Source organism: Nocardia sp. PLKS1-43, from assembly GCF_059510335.1.
The window spans coordinates 581,100-600,729 of record NZ_JCAJZQ010000003.1 but is presented as its reverse complement, the minus strand read 5'-3'; the positions used below and the strand labels follow the sequence as shown (position 1 = coordinate 600,729).

Sequence of the window (19,630 nt, the reverse complement as noted above, 5' to 3'; positions counted from 1 at the left end):
ACGAGCTGGCGCCCGAGCGACCGTGGCCGCCGTCGCCGGCGGGCCAGTCCTGCGGACAGCCGGCGCGACCGGACCGGGCGCTGTTCGCTCGCGGACAGCCGCTGATGCCCGAGCAACTATGACCGCTGCGCCGGCCACCCAGTCCTGCGGACAGTCCGCGCGAACGGGCCGGGCTGCCGGCTTCCGGGCAGTGTGCTGTCGTCCAGCGTTGCGGTGGGCGGTGCGCGCTTCCACGCCGGAACGTCTCCCGGTTTGTGTGCGGGCGGGGCGGGTATGGCGCGCGGGAAGCGTTCACTTGCTCGATTCCTGCTCGTAGCAAATCTTCTGGGTATGGTGAAGCGGTAGGCCAGGAGGGAGCGAACGATGAAGGTGATCAGCGTAGTTGGAGTTTCCGCCGTTGCTGTCGGCGTCTACCTCTGCTCCACTGGCAATGCATCGGCAAATCAAGTGCACTGCGATTCCGATGGCGGGCGGGACATTACGGTGATCGCCGGTAGTACAGCCTGCCGGGCGACGGTGGGCGATACCGGGCACGCTCGGGCCGCCGGGTACGACGGCATCGGCTTCGCGCGGGCCGACGCCGGGGCGGTCGCACTGGGGCTGGGGGTGTCCGGAGGAATCGGCGCGAGCGAGGGTTCGCGGGGGATACCGATCGCGATCGGTGTGGGCCCGCAGTCCTACGCGTTCACCTCACTGCGCGGCAGTGCCGGTCCGGGCGTGAGCTTCGCGATGAACGGCTCACTGGCACAAGTACTTTCGGACAACGACTCGGTCACCTGCCTCGGCTCGGCCGCCCTGGCCTGGGATTCCCGCACCGGTACCAGCTGTCTGGCCACACCCCTGGGTCTGTGGCGCACCGCCGCTGTGCCACGCCGCCCGGATCTGCCGCGCTGACGCATCCGGAGTACGGCGAGCCGCGATGAACCGGCTCGGGTCCGGCGCCGTTTTCCCGATATGAGTGTCGTGACTTCTGCCGACGGTGGCCTGCGGGCACCGCGGCCTGCGGTGTTGCACGCGCTGGCGGCGGGTATCGATTTCGAGCGGTATTTCCGCTGGCGACGGGAACGGGACGGGGATCCGTTCGCCGTGGCGTTCCCGGGATTCGGGAGTGCGGTGTTCACCGGAACGCCCGCGGGAGCCGGGGAGTTCTTCCGCGCACCGGTCGAGTCGCTGACCCCGCCGCTGCCGAATCCGATCGAGCCTCTGGTCGGCTCGGCCTCGCTGATTCTGGCACGTGATCAACGGCATCGCCGGGAACGCGCGCTGCTGACGCCCGCCTTTCATCGTTCGCGGATCGCGCACTACGCCACTGTTATTCGCGATTCCGCCCGCGCGGAGCTGGACGGGTTCGGGGCGGGTCCGGCATGGCGGTCCGGCGTCCGGGTGGACGCGCGGGTGGCGGCGCGCGCGATCACGCTGCGAGTGATACTGGAGGTCCTCTTCGGCGACGGAAGTCGTTCTCGCCGTACCGAATACACCGCGGCGGTGGTGCGGTTCCTGAACGCGTTCAACGGACCGCTGATGTTACTTCCGGCCTTGCGGCACAGCGCTTTCGGGCATGCGCCCTGGGACCGGTTCCTGGCCGCGCGCGCTCGGCTGGACGCGCTGATCAGCGCCGAGGTCGCCGAACGGCGCACGGCGGGCGCGGATCGCGGCGGCAACGACATCCTGTCCACGCTGCTCGCGACCCGCCGCGACGATGGATCCCCGATCGAGGACGCCGATCTGCGCGATCAGTTGCGCACCCTGCTGGTCGCCGGTCACGAGACGACCGCGACCAGCCTGGTCTGGGCGCTGTACCGGCTGCACCGCAATCCCGAGACGCTGGACCGGCTGCGTTCGGAACTTGGCGGATTCGACCCGGACGGTGATCCGGCCGATCTCGCCCGGCTGCCATATCTGGACGCCGTCTGCCAGGAGACATTGCGGATGCATCCGCCCGTCCCGATCGTGCTGCGCCGCTTGACCGGACCGTTCACGCTGCGCGGCGCCGCGCTGGACGCCGGGGACACCATGGGCATCGCCGTGCCGTTGCTGCATTCGGATCCGGAGGTGTGGCCGGAGGCCGAACGCTTCCGTCCGGAACGTTTTCTCGAACGTCGCTACGGCCCGGCCGAATTCGCGCCCTACGGCGGCGGGCACCGGCGCTGCCTCGGCTCCACCCTGGCGGACTACGAGTTGCGCATCGTGCTGGCGACCCTGCTGCTGCGCACCGAACTGGCACTTACGCGCCACTATTCGCGGGGGCGGACACCACTTTCGGTGCCGCACAACATCGCTACGGGGCCGCGTGCCGGGATTACCTTCAATGTGGTGTCCCACCAAGGACACTCCGGTGATTCGTATCACAATGTCATGTGACGTGACATCGTTTCGCTTGTTGCTGGGTACTGCTGTATGCCCGGCTCTCGCCCCCCGCCAACGGCGCATACGTCCCGAAACTCGGTTATCGCCGCGCCCCGGTGACACATCACACTTCGATTGGAACGAGTCCATAACCACGAATCCTCGATTGGCCGAAGCTGTTCGGAAATGTAGTAATGGATGCGGGGCCGGGGACGACATACATCTCGTTGTGATCTCGAGCGAGACCTTCCGCGCATCTTCGCGCGTGAGTAGAGGATTGAGAGGACGTACGGCTTTGCGCACCACCACCTGTCGGAAACCCGCACGGGACAAGGCAACACGGGGCACGCGGATCGGCGTCCTAGCCCTGGCGATCAGCGCGGCGGGAGCCCTGGCCGCGGCGCCCGCGACCGCGGCGCCGCTGTGGCCCGGCGGACCCGATGTGCCGGGCGCGCCCGCACTGATGCAGAGCCCGCAGCCCGAGCCGGGCGCGGCGCCGATGAAGAACCCGCCGCCGTTGCCGCAGGCCAACTTCGCGAACCCTGGCCTGAGCCCCGGTGACGGCGAGGTCGTCGGCGTGGCCGAGCCGATCTTCGTCAACTTCAAGGCGCCGGTGGCCGATCACGCGGCCGCGGAAAAAGCCATCCGGATCACCTCCTCGACGCCCGTGAAGGGCCACTTCTACTGGTACGGCGACAAGCAGGTGCGCTGGCGGCCCGAGAACTACTGGCCCGCGCACGACACCATCACCGTCCAGGCCGCCGGCACGCACGTCGAGTACAAGACCGGCGACGAGGTGATCACCACCGCCGACGACGCCAACCACCAGATCACCATCACCAAGAACGGCCAAGTCATCAAGACCATGCCTACCTCGATGGGCAAGAAGGGCCACGAGACGCCCAACGGCATCTACTACGTGGGCGAGAAGAATCGCAAGATGATCATGGATTCGGCCACCTTCGGCGTGCCGGACACCTCGCCCGAGGGATACAAGGTCCCGGTCGAATACGCCACGCGGCTGGCCAGCAACGGCATCTTCCTGCACGCCGCCCCGTGGTCGGTGGCTCAGCAGGGCAACTCCGACGCCAGCCACGGCTGCCTGAACGTCAGCACCGCCGACGCCAAGTGGTTCTTCGACAACGCCCAGAAGGGCGACCCGGTCGTGGTGAAGAACTCCACCGGCGCCGCCAGCCGCAGCGACGGCATGGGCGACTGGAACTGAGCTTGCCCGCCTCGCCAGCCCGCCTCCCCGCGACGCTCCCCCGCCTCTCCGCGACTTCAGCGGGCCGTTGGGTACGCCGATACTCGGGCGTCGGGCCGGCGGTTGGGAAGCGATTACCTTCTGGACGTACCCGGGGAGTTACCGATGTGCTCGCGAAATCAGTTGGCAGCGTAAACGTCGACCGGATTGCGATTGTGTGCGGTAGCCCCTGGGGCACACCCGAAAACCCCCTGATATTCATCGTCGATTTGCTGTTGGAGCGGGGTGTGCGCCTTTACGATTCGGCGCATGTCCGTTTTGCCGCAGGGGGAGGGGTCGGCCTTCGCCGAGTCTGCACGCAGGGGGTTGGGCGGGATCGGTCGAGCGCTCACGCGTAGCCGTCGTGGCGGCGCGATGCGCGGGAGTCCGGAACGCGTGCTGCCGCAGGCTCGGGGGCGCGGATTGCGGGGGCGGCCGTGGAGCGACTACGGGTTGTTCCTGGTGCTGGTGGTGCCGAATCTGGCGCTGTTGGGGGTCTTCGTCTACCGGCCGCTGATCGATGACATCCGGTTGTCGTTCACCGACTGGAATCTGGCCGATCCGCTGGCGCACTACATCGGCCTGGAGAACTACCGAGAGTGGTGGGGACGCGGCGATTCCTGGCAGATCGTCGGCAATACGGTGATCTTCACCGTCGCCGCGGTGGCCGGAAGTATGCTGCTCGGACTCGCACTGGCCCTGCTGCTGGATCGGAAGCTGTTCGGCCGCAACGTGGTTCGCTCGGTGATCTTCGCGCCGTTCGTGATCTCCGGCGCGGCGATCGGGGTGGCGTTCCAGTTCATCTTCGATCCCAGCTTCGGCCTGATCCAGGACGTGCTGCACCGGCTCGGCGTCACGAATGTGCCGGACTTCTACCAGAATTCACACTGGGCGCTGTTCATGGTGACGGTGACCTACATCTGGAAGAACCTCGGCTACAGCTTCGTCATCTACCTGGCCGCGTTGCAGGGAACCCGGCCGGATCTGATGGAGGCCGCCCGGATCGACGGCGCCGGCCCGTGGACCCGATTCAGCCGAATCCTGTTGCCGCAGTTGCGTCCGACGACGTTCTTCCTGTCGATCACGGTGATGCTGAACTCGCTGCAGGTCTTCGACATCATCAACGTGATGACCCGCGGCGGCCCGCTGGGCACCGGCACCACGACCATGGTCTACCAGGTCTACCTGGAATCCTTCCGCAACTTCCGGGCCGGATACGGCGCGACGGTCGCCACCATCATGTTCGTGGTGCTGCTGATCATCACGCTGGTGCAGGTCCGCGTCATGGATCGGGGAGAGGCGTGAACGCCACGTACCAGCGCCGCAAACTGGCCGCCACGCTGCTGGGTTACGCCGCGATGGTGTGTGTGCTGATCATCGTCGGCGTACCGCTGTTCTGGATCGTCATCACCTCGTTCAAGGCGCGCCCGGACATCTACACCGCACCCGCGGTGTACTGGCCGCACAGCTGGCATCCGGAGAACTACCGCGAGGCGACGACCACGTTGCCGTTCTGGCAGTTCCTGCGCAATTCGCTGATCATCACCGCGATCGTCGCGGCGGTGAAGTTCGTCCTGGGCATCATCAGCGCGTACGGGCTGGTGTTCCTGCGATTCCCGGGTAAGAACCTGGTGTTCCTGGTGATCATCGCCGCGCTGATGGTGCCGAATCAGATCACGGTCATCTCCAACTACGCCATCATCGCCGAGATCGGCTGGCGAAACACCTTCCAGGGCATCATCGTTCCGCTCTGCGGCGTCGCGTTCGGCACCTTCCTGATGCGCAACCACTTCCTGTCCCTGCCCGTCGAGGTGATCGAGGCCGCGCGGATGGACGGCGCCGGCTGGTGGTCGCTGCTGACCCGGGTGGTGCTGCCGATGTCGGGGCCGACCATGGTCGCCTTCGCGGTTGTTACGCTGGTCAACGAGTGGAACGAATACCTGTGGCCGTTCCTGATGGCCGACGACGCACGAGTGGCCACCCTGCCGGTCGGGCTGACGCTGTTGCAGAACACCGAGAATCCCAGCGTCACCAACTGGGGTCCGGTGATGGCCGGAACGCTGCTCACCATGGTGCCGATCCTGCTGGTGTTCCTCGTCCTGCAGCGGCACATGATCAAGGGCCTGACCTCCGGTGCCATCAAAGGCTGAGCGCCACAGCACATTCGCCCGAGAAGGAGACTGCCGTGTCCGATGCTGTCACCCGTAGCGTCGCCGGAACCCGGAAAGCGTTGTCCCGGCGCGGATTCCTGGGCCTGTCCGTCGCGGCGGCCGGGGCCGGGGCGGCGGCCTGCGCCGGGATGGGTGGCGGCGGGGTACAGGGCGGCGATCCGAACAACATCACCTTCTGGTCGAACCATCCGGGCACGTCCAAGCGCCGCGAACTGGCGATGATCGCCGCCTTCGAGGCGGCGCATCCGGGGCTGCGGGTCACCCTGGTCGACGCGGGCAAGGACTACGGGGAGGTGTCGCAGAAGTTCAACGCGTCGCTGATCGGCGGGCAACTGCCCGATATCGTCGTGCTCTCGGACGTGTGGTGGTTCAATTTCGCGATCAACAAGGCCATCACCCCGCTGGACCAGTATTTCGGCGATGCCGGTGTGCGACTGGACGATTACGTGGACACGTTCGTCAACGACTATCAGTTCCAGGGCAAACACTATGCGCTGCCGTACTGCCGCTCGACGCAGATCTTCTGTTACAACCAGGACGTCTGGGCCAGGGCCGGTCTGCCGCAACGAGGTCCGCAGTCCTGGGCGGAATTCGACGAGTGGGGCCCGAAGATCCAGAGCCTGATGGGCCCGAACCGGTGGGCGCACGGGTGGTACAACGCGACCAACAACCTGGCGTGGACGTTCGAGGGGCCGATATGGACGTTCGGCGGCGCCTACTCCGACGGCTGGACGCTGAAATTCACCGATCCGGCGACGATCGCCGCGGGAAACGCGTTGCGCGAGATGATCAATGTGAAACGGTACGCCAGCATTCGGCCGCAGGCGGCCACCGACTTCGGCACCGGCGTCATCGCCTCGGCGATCACCTCCACCGGGGATCTGGCGGGTATCAACGCCAACGCCAAGGGGAAACTGTCCTTCGCCACGGATTTCCTGCCGCATCCCAACGGCCCCGGCTGCACCACCGGCGGGGCCGGACTGGCCATTCCCGCACGCATCTCCGATGAGCGAAAAGTGAACGCGCTCAAATTCATCGAGTTCATCACCGATACCGCCAACACGACCTCGTTCGGGCAGGCCACCGGATATATTCCGGTGCGCAAGTCCGCGCAACAGGACCCGTCCGAGATGGCCTTCCTGGCGGAGAATCCCAATTTCCGGACCGCGATGAATCAGCTTCCGCTGACCAAATCCCAGGACTACGGCCGGGTTTTCCTGCCCGGCGCGGACCAGATCATCGGCACCGGACTCGAGCGGATCGGGCTGCGCAATCAGGATGTGCGCGAGGTCATGTCGGGCGTGCAGAACCAGCTGCACGGTATCTATACCCGGCAGATCGCGCCCAAACTGCCCAAGTGAGCCGAACCGGTGATCACCAGATCCGCACGCGCTCCGAGGGTTCCAGATACAACGCATCGCCCGGACGCACATCGAACGACTCGTAGAAGTCGTCGATATTGCGAACCACGGCATTGCAGCGGAATTCGTTGGGCGCGTGCGGGTCCGCGACCAAGCGCCGGACCGCCTCCTCGGGACGCACCTTCGCACAGCGCATCCTGGCCCAGCCCATGAAGAACCGCTGCTCGCCGGTGAATCCGTCGATGGTGGGGGATTCGGCGCCCGCCAGCGAGATCCGGTAAGCCTTCAGCGCGATCGACAGACCGCCCAGGTCGCCGATGTTCTCGCCGATCGTGAACTCACCGTTGACGGTGTACTCGGCGGGCAGGTCCCGGGGAGAAAGCACCGCGTACTGATCGATCAGAGCCTTTGTCCGCCGGTGGAATTCGTCGTGGTCGGCGGCGGTCCACCAGTCGACCATGGTGCCCTCGCCGTCGTGGGTGCTGCCCTGATCGTCGAAGGCGTGCCCGATCTCGTGTCCGATCACCGCGCCGATGGCGCCGTAGTTCACCGCGTCGTCGGCGGCGGGATCGAAATAGGGCGGGCGCAGGTAGCCCGCGGGGAAGGTGATCGCGTTCATACCGCGGTGGTAGAACGCGTTGACCGTCTGCGGACTGGTCAGCCATTCGCCGCGATCGACCGGGCGCTCGAGCCTGCGCAACTGGAAGTCGTGCGCGGCAGCGTATCCGCGCCGGTAGTTGCCGACCAGGTCGTTGGGATCGATGTGGATGTCCGAGTAGTCGCGCCAGTGGTCCGGGTAGCCGATCTTGGCGACGATCTTCTCCAGCTTCGCCGTGGCCGCGATCTTGGTGTCCGGACCCATCCAGGGCAGCTCGGCGATGCTGCGACGGTATGCCTCGCGCAGGTGGGTCACCATCTCGGACATCTTCGCCCGGGCCTCGGGCGGGAAGTGTTCGGCGACGAAGATCTTCCCGACCGCGTCGCCGAGCAGTTCCTGTACCAGCGCCACGCCGCGCTTCCAACGGTCCCGGATCTGCCGGGCTCCGGTCAGCGTGCGACCGTAGAACTCGAAATGTTCGTGGGCCACCGCATCGGTGAGATACGGTGCGCGCCTGCGGATCACCTGCCACGCCGCCCAGGCCTGCCAGTCCGCGAGCGGGGCCCGCGCCCAGAGCCGGGCGAACGCGGTCAGGTAGTCCGGCTGCCGCACCACCACCTCGGCGTGCACCTCGGGGCCGGGCCTGCCGACTCCCTCGGTGAGGCCGCGAGTCCAGCTCGCCCAGTCGAATTCCGCGGCCTCGGCGGTGAGCTCGTCGAATGTGCGCAGGTTGTAGGAGGCTTCGACGTCCCGGCGACGCACCACGTCCCAATGCGCGGCGGCCAGGGCGCGTTCCAGCTCGAAGATGCGCCTGCCGACCCCGTCCAGGTTCTCCGGCAGCGACTTTCGCAGTGCCGGATCGGCGGCGATCAGGACGAACATCGCGTCGATATGGCCGATGTACGCCGCGCGGATCTCGGCGAATCGCTCGGTGCGGTAATAGGATTCGTCGGGCAGGCCGAGGCCCGACTGAGTCAGGTGGACCAGGTTCCGCCGCGCGTCGTGACTGTCGCCGCTGACGAAGATATCGACCGCGCCACCCACGCCGGTCCGCTGCAACCGGCCCAGCAGGGCCGCGAATTCGGTGCGGTCGGTGATCGCGGCGATATCGGCCAATTCCCCGGCGATCGGCCGCAGCCCCGCCTCGGCCACCGCGTCCAGATCCATGAAGCTCGAGTACAGCTCGGCGATACGGCGGATCTCCTCGCCCGCCGACGCCGGCGCGGTGACCGCGGCCATGATGATCGCCTGCACATCCATTTCGGCTCGATCGCGCAGGTCGGAGACCGAACCGGAATGTACGCGGTCCGCGGGGATCTCACAGGTGCGCAGCCAGGCGCCGTTCACGAAGCCGTACAGATCGTCCTGCGGCCGCACGGATCTGTCGATATGGGAGAAATCGATACCTGATACACGATTGGGCACGGCAGTCACCTCTATCAGTATGCCGTGACACCTCCACCGATTCAGGCGAATCGGACCCGCCCGCCCGCCGGGAGCCACCGGAGGGCGGGCGCGGGCACTACCAGATTCGAACGCGCTGCGCGGGTTCCAGGTACAGCGCATCACCCGGCGCCAGTTCGAACGCCTCGTGGAAGGTGTCGAGATTGCGGACCACGCCGTTGCAGCGGAACTCCGCCGGCGAGTGCGGATCGATGGCCAGGCGGCGGATGGCCTCCTCCTCGCGCGCCTTGGTGCGCCAGACCTGCGCCCAGCCGAAGAACACCCGTTGCAAGCCGGTGAGACCGTCGATGACCGGAGCCTGCGCATCACCCAGTGCGATGCGGTAGGCCTCCAGCGCGATCGAGAGCCCGCCGAGGTCGCCGATATTCTCGCCGATCGTGAATTCGCCGTTGACCTTGTGGTTTTCCGCCAGACCCTTGGGCGTGAACTGGTTGTACTGATCGATCAGCGCGCGGGTGCGTTTACCGAATTCGGCGCGATCCGCGTCGGTCCACCAGTCGACCATATTGCCGTCGCCGTCGAACTTGCTGCCCTGATCGTCGAAGCCGTGTCCGATCTCGTGGCCGATCACCGCGCCGATACCGCCGTAGTTGGCCGCGTCGTCGGCGTTCATATCGAAGAACGGCGGTTGCAGGATCGCCGCGGGGAAGACGATCTCGTTCATGCCCGGGTTGTAGTAGGCGTTGACCGTCTGCGGGGTCATGAACCACTCGTCGCGATCGACCGGACCGCCGAGTTTGTTCAGGTCGCGGTCGTGTTCGGCGGCGTAGCCGCGACGGTAGTTGCCGACCAGATCGGCCGGGTCGACGACGACGCCGGAGTAGTCGCGCCAGCGGTCCGGATAACCGATCTTCGGGGTGAATTTGTCCAGCTTGGCCAGCGCGGCCTTGCGAGTCTCGGGACCCATCCACTCCAGCTCGGAGATGTTGCGGCGGTACGCCTCCTGCAGGTTCGCCACCAGGACCTGCATGCGCGCCTTGGCCTCCGGCGGGAAGTGCTGGGCCACATACAGTTTGCCGACCACCTCGCCGAGCAGATCCTCGACCAGCGACACACCGCGCTTCCAGCGTTCGCGATTCTCCTGGGTGCCGGTGAGGATGCGGCCGTTGAAGTCGAACGACTCCTCGACGATCGCGGCGGTCAGATACGGTGCGCGAGCGCGCAGTACCCGCCAGCTCGCCCAGGCCTGCCAGTCGGCCGTCGATTCCGATGCCCACAGGCCGGCGAAGGTGCGCAGATAATCCGGCTGCCGCACCACGACCTCGGCGAACAGCTCCGGCCCGGAGGCGGGAACCCCCTCGGCCAGGCCGGATGTCCATGCCGCCCAGTCGAATTCCGGATGCTGCGCGGTCAGGTCCGCGAAAGTGGTGAGGTTGTAACTCAATTCGGCGTCGCGACGACGCACCACGTCCCAATGCCCCGCGGCCAGTTTGGTTTCCAGGTCGAATACCCGTTGCGCGTCGAAGTCCAGCCCGGCCAGGGCGAACATCCGGCGGATGTGCTCGACGTACTTCGTGCGGATTTCCGCGTACTCCTCGCCCCGGTAGTACGACTCGTCGGGCAGGCCGATCCCGGCCTGACTGGTGTGCACCAGATAGCGCTGGGAATTCTTGTCGTCGGTGTCGACGTAGAACACGAGCGCCCCGCTGACGCCGACCCGCTGCAACCTGCCCAGCAGCGCGGCGAACTCGGCGCGATCGGTGACGGCGGCCACCGCCGCCAACTCCTCGGCGATCGGGGTCAGTCCGGCGGCCTCGACCGCGGCCTCGTCCAGGAAGCTGGTGTAGAGGTCGCCGATCTTGCGCTCATCGCTCCCGGACGCGGCGTCCGAGGCCGCCGCGGTCTGAATGATCTCGCGCACGTCCCGCTCGGCCTGGTCGTAGAGCGCGCGGAAGGCGCCGTCGACCGCGCGGTCCGCCGGAATCTCGTACGTCTCCAGCCATTGGCCGTTGACGTGCGAGAACAGGTCGTCTTGTACCCGCACGGCGGTGTCGCGATAGGTCAGATCCAGGCCGGAGGAACTCGTCAGATCAGCAGTCACGCTGTCCAGTATGCCGACGCGCGGCGGGCGTCGCCGCAAACGCGGCTGCCGGCCGCGCCGCCGCTACCGGACGTCCCGGCTCAGCGGGCGGGGGTGGGCGTGTTCTCCAGGCTGGAGCGGAACTGGTCGGCGCACTGCTGGATCTTGGCCTTGTCGCCGTTGGCCTGCTTCGTGCAGTCCATATAGGTGCGCCCGCCATGGTCCACCACCCAGTTACCGGCGACCACGCCGATCACGATTCCGGCGATCAGCCCGAGAGCGGCCAGGGCCAGGCCGAACCACGCGAGGACACCGCCCGCCGCGGTGCCGCGCCGGGCCTTGACCACCGCGATGATGCCGAAGATCAGGCCCAGGAGTCCGAACAGCACGCCGCCCAGCACCGTCGGGCAACTCAGAATGGCCAGAATGCCCAGGACCAGTGCGGTGATCGCCAGACCGCGGCCCTGCCCCTGCGGCCGGTACGGCTCACCGGGCGGAGCCGGATAGTCGCTCGGCGGAGGCGGCGGATAGCCGCCCTGGCTCGACGACGGGTATTGACCGGGCGGTGGGTATTGACCGGGCGGTGGGTACTCCGTCATGACTGTCCTCTCGTTATTGTCCGCCCAGGCGTGCGTGCATCTCCCACACCAGGATCTCGGCGGGCCGGTTCGCGGTGATGCGCTGGCCGCCGCTGCGGGTCAGGCGCACGGCATCACCCGCGTACAGGGTGCCGATCCCGGCCATATCGACCTCGCCCTGGGCGATGAACAGATGCAGATAGGGCGCCTCGGGCAGTTCCACCGTGCTCGGCTGACCGGGCAGCCCGAGCCGCGCGACGTGCAGAGCCGAATGACTGCTGTTGATCTTGATGGCGGTGCGATCGCGATAACGGGGCAGTCCCGAGGCCACCGTCACCAGGCCGCCCGCGGCCAATTCGGTATCGATCTCGAGCTGCTGGTAGCCGGGGTCGAGATTCGGCTCGTCGGGCACCACCCACATCTGCACGAAATGCACCGGTTCGGTGTGCTCGGCGGTGCCGCCCTGCTCGGGAGGCAGATGCCAGGAATCGTTCTTCTCCGAGTGCAGGATTCCGGTGCCCGCGCTCATCCGCTGGGCCAAGCCCGGATAGATGATGCCGCTGTGGCCGAGCGAATCCTGGTGGACCAGCGAGCCGCGCAGCACCCAGGTCACGATTTCCATATCCCGATGCGGATGGGTGTCGAAACCCTCCCCGGGACGCACCACGTCCTCGTTGTTGACCAACAGCAGGCCGTGGTGGGTGTTCTCCGGATCGTAGTGCTCGCCGAAGGAGAACGAATGCTTCGAATCCAGCCATGCCACACGGGTTTTCATGCGGTCGCCGCCGCGGTGGACATCGATGTGGGGGGTCGTGAGTGTGGACACCGTGGTCCTCCTCTCGGGCCGGGCGTCGAAAAGACAGTTCCAGCGTGCCACAACCTTGCCCGCATCCGCCCGGTGGATGCGGCGATCGCACCGGCACGCACTGTACCAGCTATTATGTGGCAAATACGCGCAGCCGCATCGTCCACCCACGATATCGGCCGCGGCGGCGCGATCGGCTAACCTCGCGAGGTGGCCGACCCCCGCCCCGACGACGTTCCGGCCGCACCGAGCCGACCGGCGACCAGGCGGGAGCTGTTGCGGCTGCTCCGGCATTCGGGCGCGGGGTTGCGGCGACTGTCGGCGGTGCGTTTCGCCGGACAGTTCGGGGACGGCATGTTCCAGGCCGCGCTGTCGGGCGCGATTCTGTTCAATCCGGAACGGCAGACCGATCCGCCGGCCATCGCGGCCGGATTCGCGGTGCTGTTGCTGCCGTATTCGGTGATCGGACCGTACGCCGGCGCGCTGCTGGACCGCTGGGATCGGCGGGCGGTGTTGTTCGTTGCCAATGTATTGCGCGCCTTGCTGATCGGTGTGGCGAGCGTCGGCCTGGCGACGGGTATCGCCGAGACGCCGCTGCTACTGCTCGCGCTGGCGGTGGTGGGCGTGAGCCGATTCGTGATGGCGGGCGTCTCGGCGGCGTTGCCGCGGGTGCTCGAACCGCGCCGGCTGGTGCCGGCGAATTCGGTACTGGCCACGGTGGCCTCCGGATGTGCGGCGGCGGGCGCCGCGGTGGCGGTGGCGATCATCGGGGCGGTCGGAGCGGGCAACCTGGCCGGGGCGGTCGCGGTGGCGGCCAGCGCCTCCGGATCGGTGATCGGCGCGGTGTGCGCGGCCCGCTTCGCATCGCGGGCGCTGGGCCCCGGTGACGACGAGCCGGGCGCGGACCGGCCGGCCAGTTCGGTGCGGGCCGTCCTGACCGGGTTGCGGACGGGTGCGCGAGCGGTGTGGGAATCCGCGCACTGCACCGTCGCCATGATCGGCATCGGCGTGCACCGGATCGTGTTCGGCGCGGACACCCTGCTCATGGTCCTGGTCCTGCGGCGCTCGGCGACCGAGAGCACATCGCTGGGCGGCGGTCTGGTCGGATTCGGCGTGGCGATCACGGCCACCGCCGCCGGCATGCTGCTCGCCGCGGTCCTCACGCCGCTGGTGATCCCCCGGCTCGGCCGGCCGCGGACCGTCCTGGCCGGCCTGGTCACCGCGCTGGTCGTGCAAACCGCCCTGGTCACGCCCATCACCGTCACGCACGGCGCGAATACCGATGTCGCACACCGGCTGCTGCTGGCCGGAGCGTTCCTGCTCGGCCTGGCCGGCCAGACGGTCAAGCTCACCGGCGACGCCACCATGCAGATCGATATCGGCGACTCCCGGCGCGGCCAGGTGTTCGCCCTGCAGGACACGGTGTTCAACATCGCCTTCGTGCTGGCGCTCGCCGCTGCGGCGCTGGTCGTCCCGGCCGACGGGCGCTCGATCGGCGTGGTGCTGGCCGGGTCCGCCTGCTACGCGGTGGGAATCGTCGCGGTCGTGGTGATCATGGCCGGATCGCGGCGCGGTTCCGGCGTCGCCGTGGGATCGGCGCGGTAGCGGCCGGGACACCCTGCGGATTCCCGGCCGATCGGACCCGATCTCCCGGCGCCGGGCGATTCGTGCCGCGGCGGGCGGATGCGGTCCGCTAAATTGAACGGGCTGTGCCCGGCTCCACTTCTGCGAGCGTTTCGCTGTGCGATGTCATCGCGGCACGGCCCGTGCCCGGAACAGAACCGAGAGAGGCCGTGGGGTTGCTGGCGAAATCCGCGCTGTTCGGCGTGCTGCTGACCGGTGCGCTGGTGGTGCCCGCCCCGGCCTGGTCCACACCGCTGCCCTGGCAGCCGCCGCCCCGGAACGTCTGCGGGGAAACGGGTTTCGATCCGCGAGCGCGCGAGCCCGATCCGCATGCCGCGCCCGGACCGCTGCTGCCGCCCACCATCGATATTCCGGTGCCGGTACCGAAGATCACCCCGGTACCGGTGCCCGGCCCGCCGCCGAACACCACCCGGATCACGCCCGCGCCGCTGCCGATCGATCCGTGCCGCAGTCCGTGTCCGGACGTCCGCGACACGCCGCCACCGAAACCGACGGCGCCCATGACCAAGCCCGAAGAGCCTGCGCCGCCGCCGAATTCCGGCTCGTCCTCGGGGTCCGGCACCGGATCGGGCACCGGGTCCGGAACCGGATCGGGGCAGTTCAACCTGCCGCAGATCCGGATAAAGCCGGATATCGAGCCGATTCCGATTCCGGTGCCGGGCGGCCCCGCGCCGTCTCCGCAGCAGCCGCCGCCGACGGTGGTGCATCCGGCCCAGCCCGGCCCGGTCGCCGCGCCCCCCGCACCGCGCACGGTGCGCTCGGTGGATCTGGTGTCTCAGGTCACCGGTCACGGCTCGGCCAACCGCACCGATATGCGCTGGCAGGTCGACGGCACCGATCTGGGCATCATGTGGCAGACCGAGCCCGGACAGATCGCCGTCGTGTTCGGCGACAGCTTCGGCAAGGGCTGGACCGGCGGCGGAGCCGGCGGGGATGATCAGGACTGGCGCAGTAATGTGCTGGCCTACAGCAGCAATCACGATCTGTCCCAAGGTCTGAAGATCGACACCATGATCCAGGACAGCCGTTGCCACGCCGCGGAACTGCTGGACAGCCGCAAGATCGTCAACTTCGAGACCACGGTCATCCCGACCTCCGGATTCGCCCTGGGCAACCGGCAGTACATGAGCTACATGTCGGTGAACCACTGGAGCAAGATCCCGGGCATGTGGTGGACCAACGACGGCGGGCTGGCCTACTCCGACGACGACGGCAAGACCTGGGTGAAGGATCAATACGCCAAGTGGAACAACATGTTCGGCGTGGACCGCTTCCAGGTCGCGTCGATGGTGCCGCACGGCGACTACGTCTACATGTTCGGCACGCCCAACGGCCGAATCGGCGTCATCGGACTGGCGCGAGTGCCGAAATCCGAGGTGCTGAACAAATCCGCGTACCAGTACTGGGTGAACGGCAGCTGGGCTCCGTCGCAGGAAAATCTCGCCACCCCGCTGGTGCCGGGCATCGCCGGCGAATTGTCCGTGCGCTACGACGATTCCAGCGATCAGTGGCAGATGGTGTACCTCGATTCACTGCGGCACGCGATCGTGCTGCGCACCGCGCGGGAACCGCAGGGGACCTGGACCGATGACGTGCCGCTGGTGGACACCAACGACTATCCCACGGCCTACGGCGGTTTCATCCACCCGTGGTCGACGGGTAAGGACCTGTACTTCACGATATCGGCCTGGAACAGCTACAACGTCTACCTGATGCACGCGACGCTCAATCAGCCGGATCAGCACGGATAGACCTGTACCTCACCGGCTTTCACGCTGAAGTACACCTCCTCGCCGGGGATCACCGAGAGTTCGGCGACCGCGGCGGGCGTCAGGTCCGCGACCACTCCCGGTCCGTCGGCGCGATCCGCGGCGTGCACCCGGATCACGCCGCCGCGGTCGGTGAGTTCGGCGACGCGGACGCGGAAAACGTTGCGCGGGCTGCCTTCCGGGCGTTTCCGGTAGACCGCGACGGCTGCGGGGGAGAATACGGCCGCGGCCCGCACGCCCGGCGTCAACGGTGATTCGGCGCGGCCCTGGATCGCGTCCGCAGCGCAGCGCACGCTGCCCAGGCTCGAAACCGGTTCGGACGCGGGAGCTTCCGCGGTGCCGATCATCAGGTTCACGCCCGCGATCCGTGCGGCGAAGGCGCTGCGGGGCCGGGAGAGCACCTCGGCGACCGGACCCTGTTCGACGATATGCCCCGATTCGACGACCACGACGCGGTCGGCGAGCGTCAGCGCGTCGACGATATCGTGCGTGACCAGTAGCGCGCTCGGCGCGGGACCGGCACGCCGCGAGGATATTCCGGGATCGCGCAGGGCACGCCGCAGCAGGGTGCGCATCGCGGGTGCGGCGGATACGTCGAGTGCGGCCATCGGCTCGTCCAGCAGCAGCACTCGCGGTTCGACGGCCAGTGCCCGCGCCAGCGCCACCCGCTGTGCCTGTCCGCCGGACAATTGTCCGGGCCGCCGCCCGGCGAATTCGATCGCGTCGACCGCACGCAACCAGTCCAGCGCCACGGCCGCCGCCGCCCGCGAACGCATTCCGCGGCTGCGCGGCCCGAACGCCACATTCGCCGCCGCCGTCAGATGCGGGAACAACAGCGCGTCCTGGGCCAGCAGCGACACCTGCCGCCGATGCGCCGGAACCGCCGCGCCCGCACCGATATCGGTCAACGTCCGCCCACCCAGCCGAACATATCCGGCGTCGGGCCGCACCAGCCCCGCGACGATTTCCAGCAACGTGGACTTGCCCGCGCCGTTGGGACCGAGCACGGCCAGCACCTCCCCGGGCGCGACCGCCAACTTCAGGTCCACCCCCCGCTGCGCCAGCCGCACCGAAATCTCCAGTCCGGCGGCGTCGTTCCCCGTAGATGCGCTCACCACACACCGCCTCGCACGAGCGCGCGGGAACCACCTGTCGTCTTCAGCTCCCGGAGACGTGCTGAAAAGTGCTGCACTGCAGAGTATTTCGACGCATAACAGCGGCGCGGGCCGGACCGGCTGCGGCAGCACCCCGGCACGTCGCAACGGATCGCTCATCGAGGTTCACCCTCGACGGCGCCGGTGTTCGCGGCGCGGCCGCCCCAGCGCCACAGGCCCGCGGCCCATTCGCGGCCCTCCGGAATGCCGACGCGACGGTAGGCGACCAGGACGACGAGGACGGCGATCACCACCAGGAGCAGCGACAACGCCACGGCGGCGCCGGGATCGTTCTCGCGCTGGAGGTAGATCTCCAGAGGAAGGGTTCGGGTGCGGCCCTGCAGGCTGCCCGCGAACGTGAGGGTCGCGCCGAATTCGCCCAGCGCGCGGGCGAAGGCGAGGACCGAACCGGAGATCAGCGCGGGCCGCAACAGTGGCACCGTGATTCGCCGCCACACGGTCGTCGGCGCGGCCCCGAGCGTGGCCGCGATCCGCTCGTAACGCTCACCGGCGGTGCGCATCGCACCCTCCAGCGTGATCACCAGGAACGGCAGCGCGACGAAGGACTGCGCGAGCACCACAGCCGTTGTGCTGAAGGCGATCTCGATACCCATCGCCTCGAGGTGCTTGCCCAGCAGTCCGTACCGCCCGAACAGATACAGCAGCGACAGACCACCGACCACCGGGGGTAACACCAAGGGCAACAACACCATCGCCCGCAGTACCGGTAGCACCCGCCACCGCACCCGAGCCAGCAGCACCGCCATCGGAACTCCCAGCACGACACACACCACCGTACTGGCCGACGCCGTCTTCAGACTGAGCCACAACGCATCCCGCGACGCCGCCGAGGTCACCAACTCCCCGAAACGCGACCACTCCACCGCACCCGTCAGCGCCACCAGCGGCCCGATGACGAACGCGAACCCCACGAGCGCGGGAAGCAACAACCACCGCGGCATCCCGGGTCCCGGCCCCCGCAGCAGCATCCGGAGTCCGCGCCGGATCCCGCGCCCGGCATCCGGCTGCCCCGAATCGTTGCCCGTCGCCACCGCCTCGCCCGCCTCCACCACACCGTCCCCGGTCACACCGACACCCTCCGCGCAGATCCGGAACAGCGCCACCGGACACACCGTCCATCCGCCTCCGGCTGCACGCTCACGTGGCTACACCGCCCACCGGAGCCGCCGGGGCCGAGGCGACGATTTCCGCCGTAGGTCACGGTGCGCCGAAGCCGGCCTTCGCCAGAACCGCGCGTCCGTCGGGGCCGGTCACCAGCTCGTCGAACTGTTTCGCCAGCTCGGCATGCTTCGAATCGGCCACCGCGGCAATCGGATAGGTGTTGACCGCGCCGGCGGATTCCGGAAACGAGACGGCGGTGACCTTGTTGCCCGCACCGGCCGCGTCGGTCACGTAGACCAGTCCGGCGTCGGCGGCGCCCGTGGTGACCTTGGACAGCACGTCGGTGACGTCGGATTCCTCGCTGACCGGGGACAGCGTGACGTGCGAGGCCGTCTCGACCTTCTTGGTCGCCGAACCGCACGGCACCTGCGGCGCGCAGACCACGACCTTCAGCTCCGGTTTTGCCAGGTCCGCAAGGCTCGCAACATGTTTCGGGTTGCCGGGCGCAGTGACGATGGTCAGCACATTGGTCGCGAAATTCTGCGGCGCCGCGGTGATTCGCTTGGTCTTCACCACCTTCTGCATATTCGCGGTGTCCGCGGCGGCGAAGACATCCGCGGGTGCGCCCTGGTTCAGCTGCGCGGCCAGGTCCGAGGAACCGGCGAAGGAGAAGCTGACCTTGGTGTCCGGGTGCTCGGACTCGAACTTCTTGCCCAGATCGGTGAACACCTGATTGAGCGAGGCCGCGGCGAACACCGTCAGCGTGGTCGTCGAACCGCCCGAATCGCTGGAACCGCAGCCCGCCAGTGCCGCACCCAGCGCCGCGGCCGTGAGCGCCACTCCCGCGCGCCGGGCACGGCTCATGGCGTTTCGACCACCACCGTGGTCGCCTTCACGCTGGCCACCGCGACGCTGCCGGGCTCGAGCCCCAACCTCCGCACCGACTCGCTGCTCATCAGGGATATCACCGTGAACGGCCCACATTGCATCTCCACCTGTGCCATCACCCCGTCGGCCACCACAGCGGTGACCAGTCCGGGAAACCGGTTGCGGGCCGAGCTGGCCCCGCCCAGCGTCACCTGCGGCGGCCGCGCCTGGGCGACCGCCCATGCCGCGAGATCCTTGCCGTCTATCACCAGACGTCCGGACGCGTCCTTGTGCGCGTCGAGTACGCCGGTATCGATCCACCGGCGCACGGTGTCGTCGCTGACACCGAGCAGTTCGGCGGCGTCACGAATCCGCAGGTCGGGCATCACTGCAGAATAGTTCCGCAGATTCGGTGAAAACAATGCCGGTCGTCCGAATCTGCGGTTGAATTCCCCGCCAACTCGGCAGCTGTGACCGACTGGGAGCAC

Annotated in this window: 16 protein-coding genes; 8 read left to right on the top strand and 8 right to left on the bottom strand. The window is 67.8% G+C overall.

The features are described from left to right. Positions 1 to 363 precede the first annotated feature (363 nt). From AC5WS7_RS14515 to AC5WS7_RS14490, 6 genes are all read left to right on the top strand, one after another. The gene (locus AC5WS7_RS14515) at positions 364 to 894 is read left to right on the top strand and encodes a DUF6764 family protein (protein WP_495954978.1); all 531 of its coding nucleotides are present in this window, start codon (positions 364 to 366) and stop codon (positions 892 to 894) included. 60 nt (positions 895 to 954) lie between these two features. Then, positions 955 to 2,361, top strand: a complete 1,407-nt coding sequence (locus AC5WS7_RS14510) for a cytochrome P450 (protein WP_495954977.1) — start codon at positions 955 to 957, stop codon at positions 2,359 to 2,361. Between the two features lie 280 nt (positions 2,362 to 2,641). Further along, on the top strand, positions 2,642 to 3,571 hold the full coding sequence (locus tag AC5WS7_RS14505) for a L,D-transpeptidase (RefSeq protein ID WP_495954976.1): 930 nt from the start codon (positions 2,642 to 2,644) through the stop codon (positions 3,569 to 3,571). A gap of 393 nt (positions 3,572 to 3,964) precedes the next feature. Then, on the top strand, positions 3,965 to 4,894 hold the full coding sequence (locus tag AC5WS7_RS14500) for a carbohydrate ABC transporter permease (protein WP_495955188.1): 930 nt from the start codon (positions 3,965 to 3,967) through the stop codon (positions 4,892 to 4,894). A gap of 53 nt (positions 4,895 to 4,947) precedes the next feature. After that, on the top strand, positions 4,948 to 5,739 hold the full coding sequence (locus AC5WS7_RS14495; protein ID WP_495955187.1) for a carbohydrate ABC transporter permease: 792 nt from the start codon (positions 4,948 to 4,950) through the stop codon (positions 5,737 to 5,739). Positions 5,740 to 5,774: 35 nt separating this feature from the next. Beyond that, the gene (locus tag AC5WS7_RS14490; protein ID WP_495954975.1) at positions 5,775 to 7,121 is read left to right on the top strand and encodes an ABC transporter substrate-binding protein; all 1,347 of its coding nucleotides are present in this window, start codon (positions 5,775 to 5,777) and stop codon (positions 7,119 to 7,121) included. A gap of 13 nt (positions 7,122 to 7,134) precedes the next feature. Here AC5WS7_RS14490 and AC5WS7_RS14485 read toward each other — a convergent pair whose 3' ends face one another. The 4 genes from AC5WS7_RS14485 to AC5WS7_RS14470 all read right to left on the bottom strand — a co-directional run bounded on the left by AC5WS7_RS14485 (position 7,135) and on the right by AC5WS7_RS14470 (position 12,607). Beyond that, entirely contained in the window at positions 7,135 to 9,153 is a 2,019-nt protein-coding gene (locus AC5WS7_RS14485; protein WP_495954974.1) for a M13 family metallopeptidase, read from the bottom strand. 88 nt (positions 9,154 to 9,241) lie between these two features. Next, a complete protein-coding gene (locus tag AC5WS7_RS14480) occupies positions 9,242 to 11,224 on the bottom strand; it encodes a M13 family metallopeptidase (RefSeq protein WP_495954973.1) in 1,983 nt (660 codons plus the stop codon). 80 nt (positions 11,225 to 11,304) lie between these two features. Beyond that, positions 11,305 to 11,802 (bottom strand): DUF4190 domain-containing protein, encoded by a 498-nt coding sequence (locus AC5WS7_RS14475; RefSeq protein ID WP_495954972.1) that lies wholly within the window; start codon positions 11,800 to 11,802, stop codon positions 11,305 to 11,307. Between the two features lie 13 nt (positions 11,803 to 11,815). Next, positions 11,816 to 12,607: a pirin family protein gene (locus tag AC5WS7_RS14470; protein ID WP_157116411.1), complete on the bottom strand. Its 792-nt coding sequence runs from the start codon at positions 12,605 to 12,607 to the stop codon at positions 11,816 to 11,818. Positions 12,608 to 12,859: 252 nt separating this feature from the next. On the opposite strand from AC5WS7_RS14470, the gene AC5WS7_RS14465 reads away from it, so the two are divergent. Continuing rightward, the gene (locus tag AC5WS7_RS14465; protein WP_495955186.1) at positions 12,860 to 14,191 is read left to right on the top strand and encodes an MFS transporter; all 1,332 of its coding nucleotides are present in this window, start codon (positions 12,860 to 12,862) and stop codon (positions 14,189 to 14,191) included. Positions 14,192 to 14,385: 194 nt separating this feature from the next. Then, positions 14,386 to 15,981, top strand: coding sequence for a glycoside hydrolase family 183 protein (locus AC5WS7_RS14460; protein WP_495955185.1), 1,596 nt, complete (start codon positions 14,386 to 14,388; stop codon positions 15,979 to 15,981). Here AC5WS7_RS14460 and AC5WS7_RS14455 read toward each other — a convergent pair. From AC5WS7_RS14455 to AC5WS7_RS14440, 4 genes are all read right to left on the bottom strand, one after another. Then, positions 15,969 to 17,114 carry a sulfate/molybdate ABC transporter ATP-binding protein gene (locus tag AC5WS7_RS14455; protein WP_495954971.1) on the bottom strand — a complete coding sequence of 382 codons (1,146 nt, stop codon included), beginning with the start codon at positions 17,112 to 17,114 and terminating at the stop codon, positions 15,969 to 15,971. The genes AC5WS7_RS14460 and AC5WS7_RS14455 overlap by 13 nt on opposite strands. A 155-nt stretch (positions 17,115 to 17,269) precedes the next feature. Beyond that, entirely contained in the window at positions 17,270 to 18,142 is an 873-nt protein-coding gene (locus AC5WS7_RS14450; RefSeq protein WP_495955184.1) for an ABC transporter permease, read from the bottom strand. Positions 18,143 to 18,371: 229 nt separating this feature from the next. Continuing rightward, positions 18,372 to 19,139, bottom strand: coding sequence for a molybdate ABC transporter substrate-binding protein (modA, locus tag AC5WS7_RS14445; RefSeq protein WP_495954970.1), 768 nt, complete (start codon positions 19,137 to 19,139; stop codon positions 18,372 to 18,374). Next, positions 19,136 to 19,528 carry a TOBE domain-containing protein gene (locus AC5WS7_RS14440; RefSeq protein WP_495954969.1) on the bottom strand — a complete coding sequence of 131 codons (393 nt, stop codon included), beginning with the start codon at positions 19,526 to 19,528 and terminating at the stop codon, positions 19,136 to 19,138. Before AC5WS7_RS14440 ends, modA begins: the two co-directional genes overlap by 4 nt. Positions 19,529 to 19,630 lie beyond the last annotated feature (102 nt).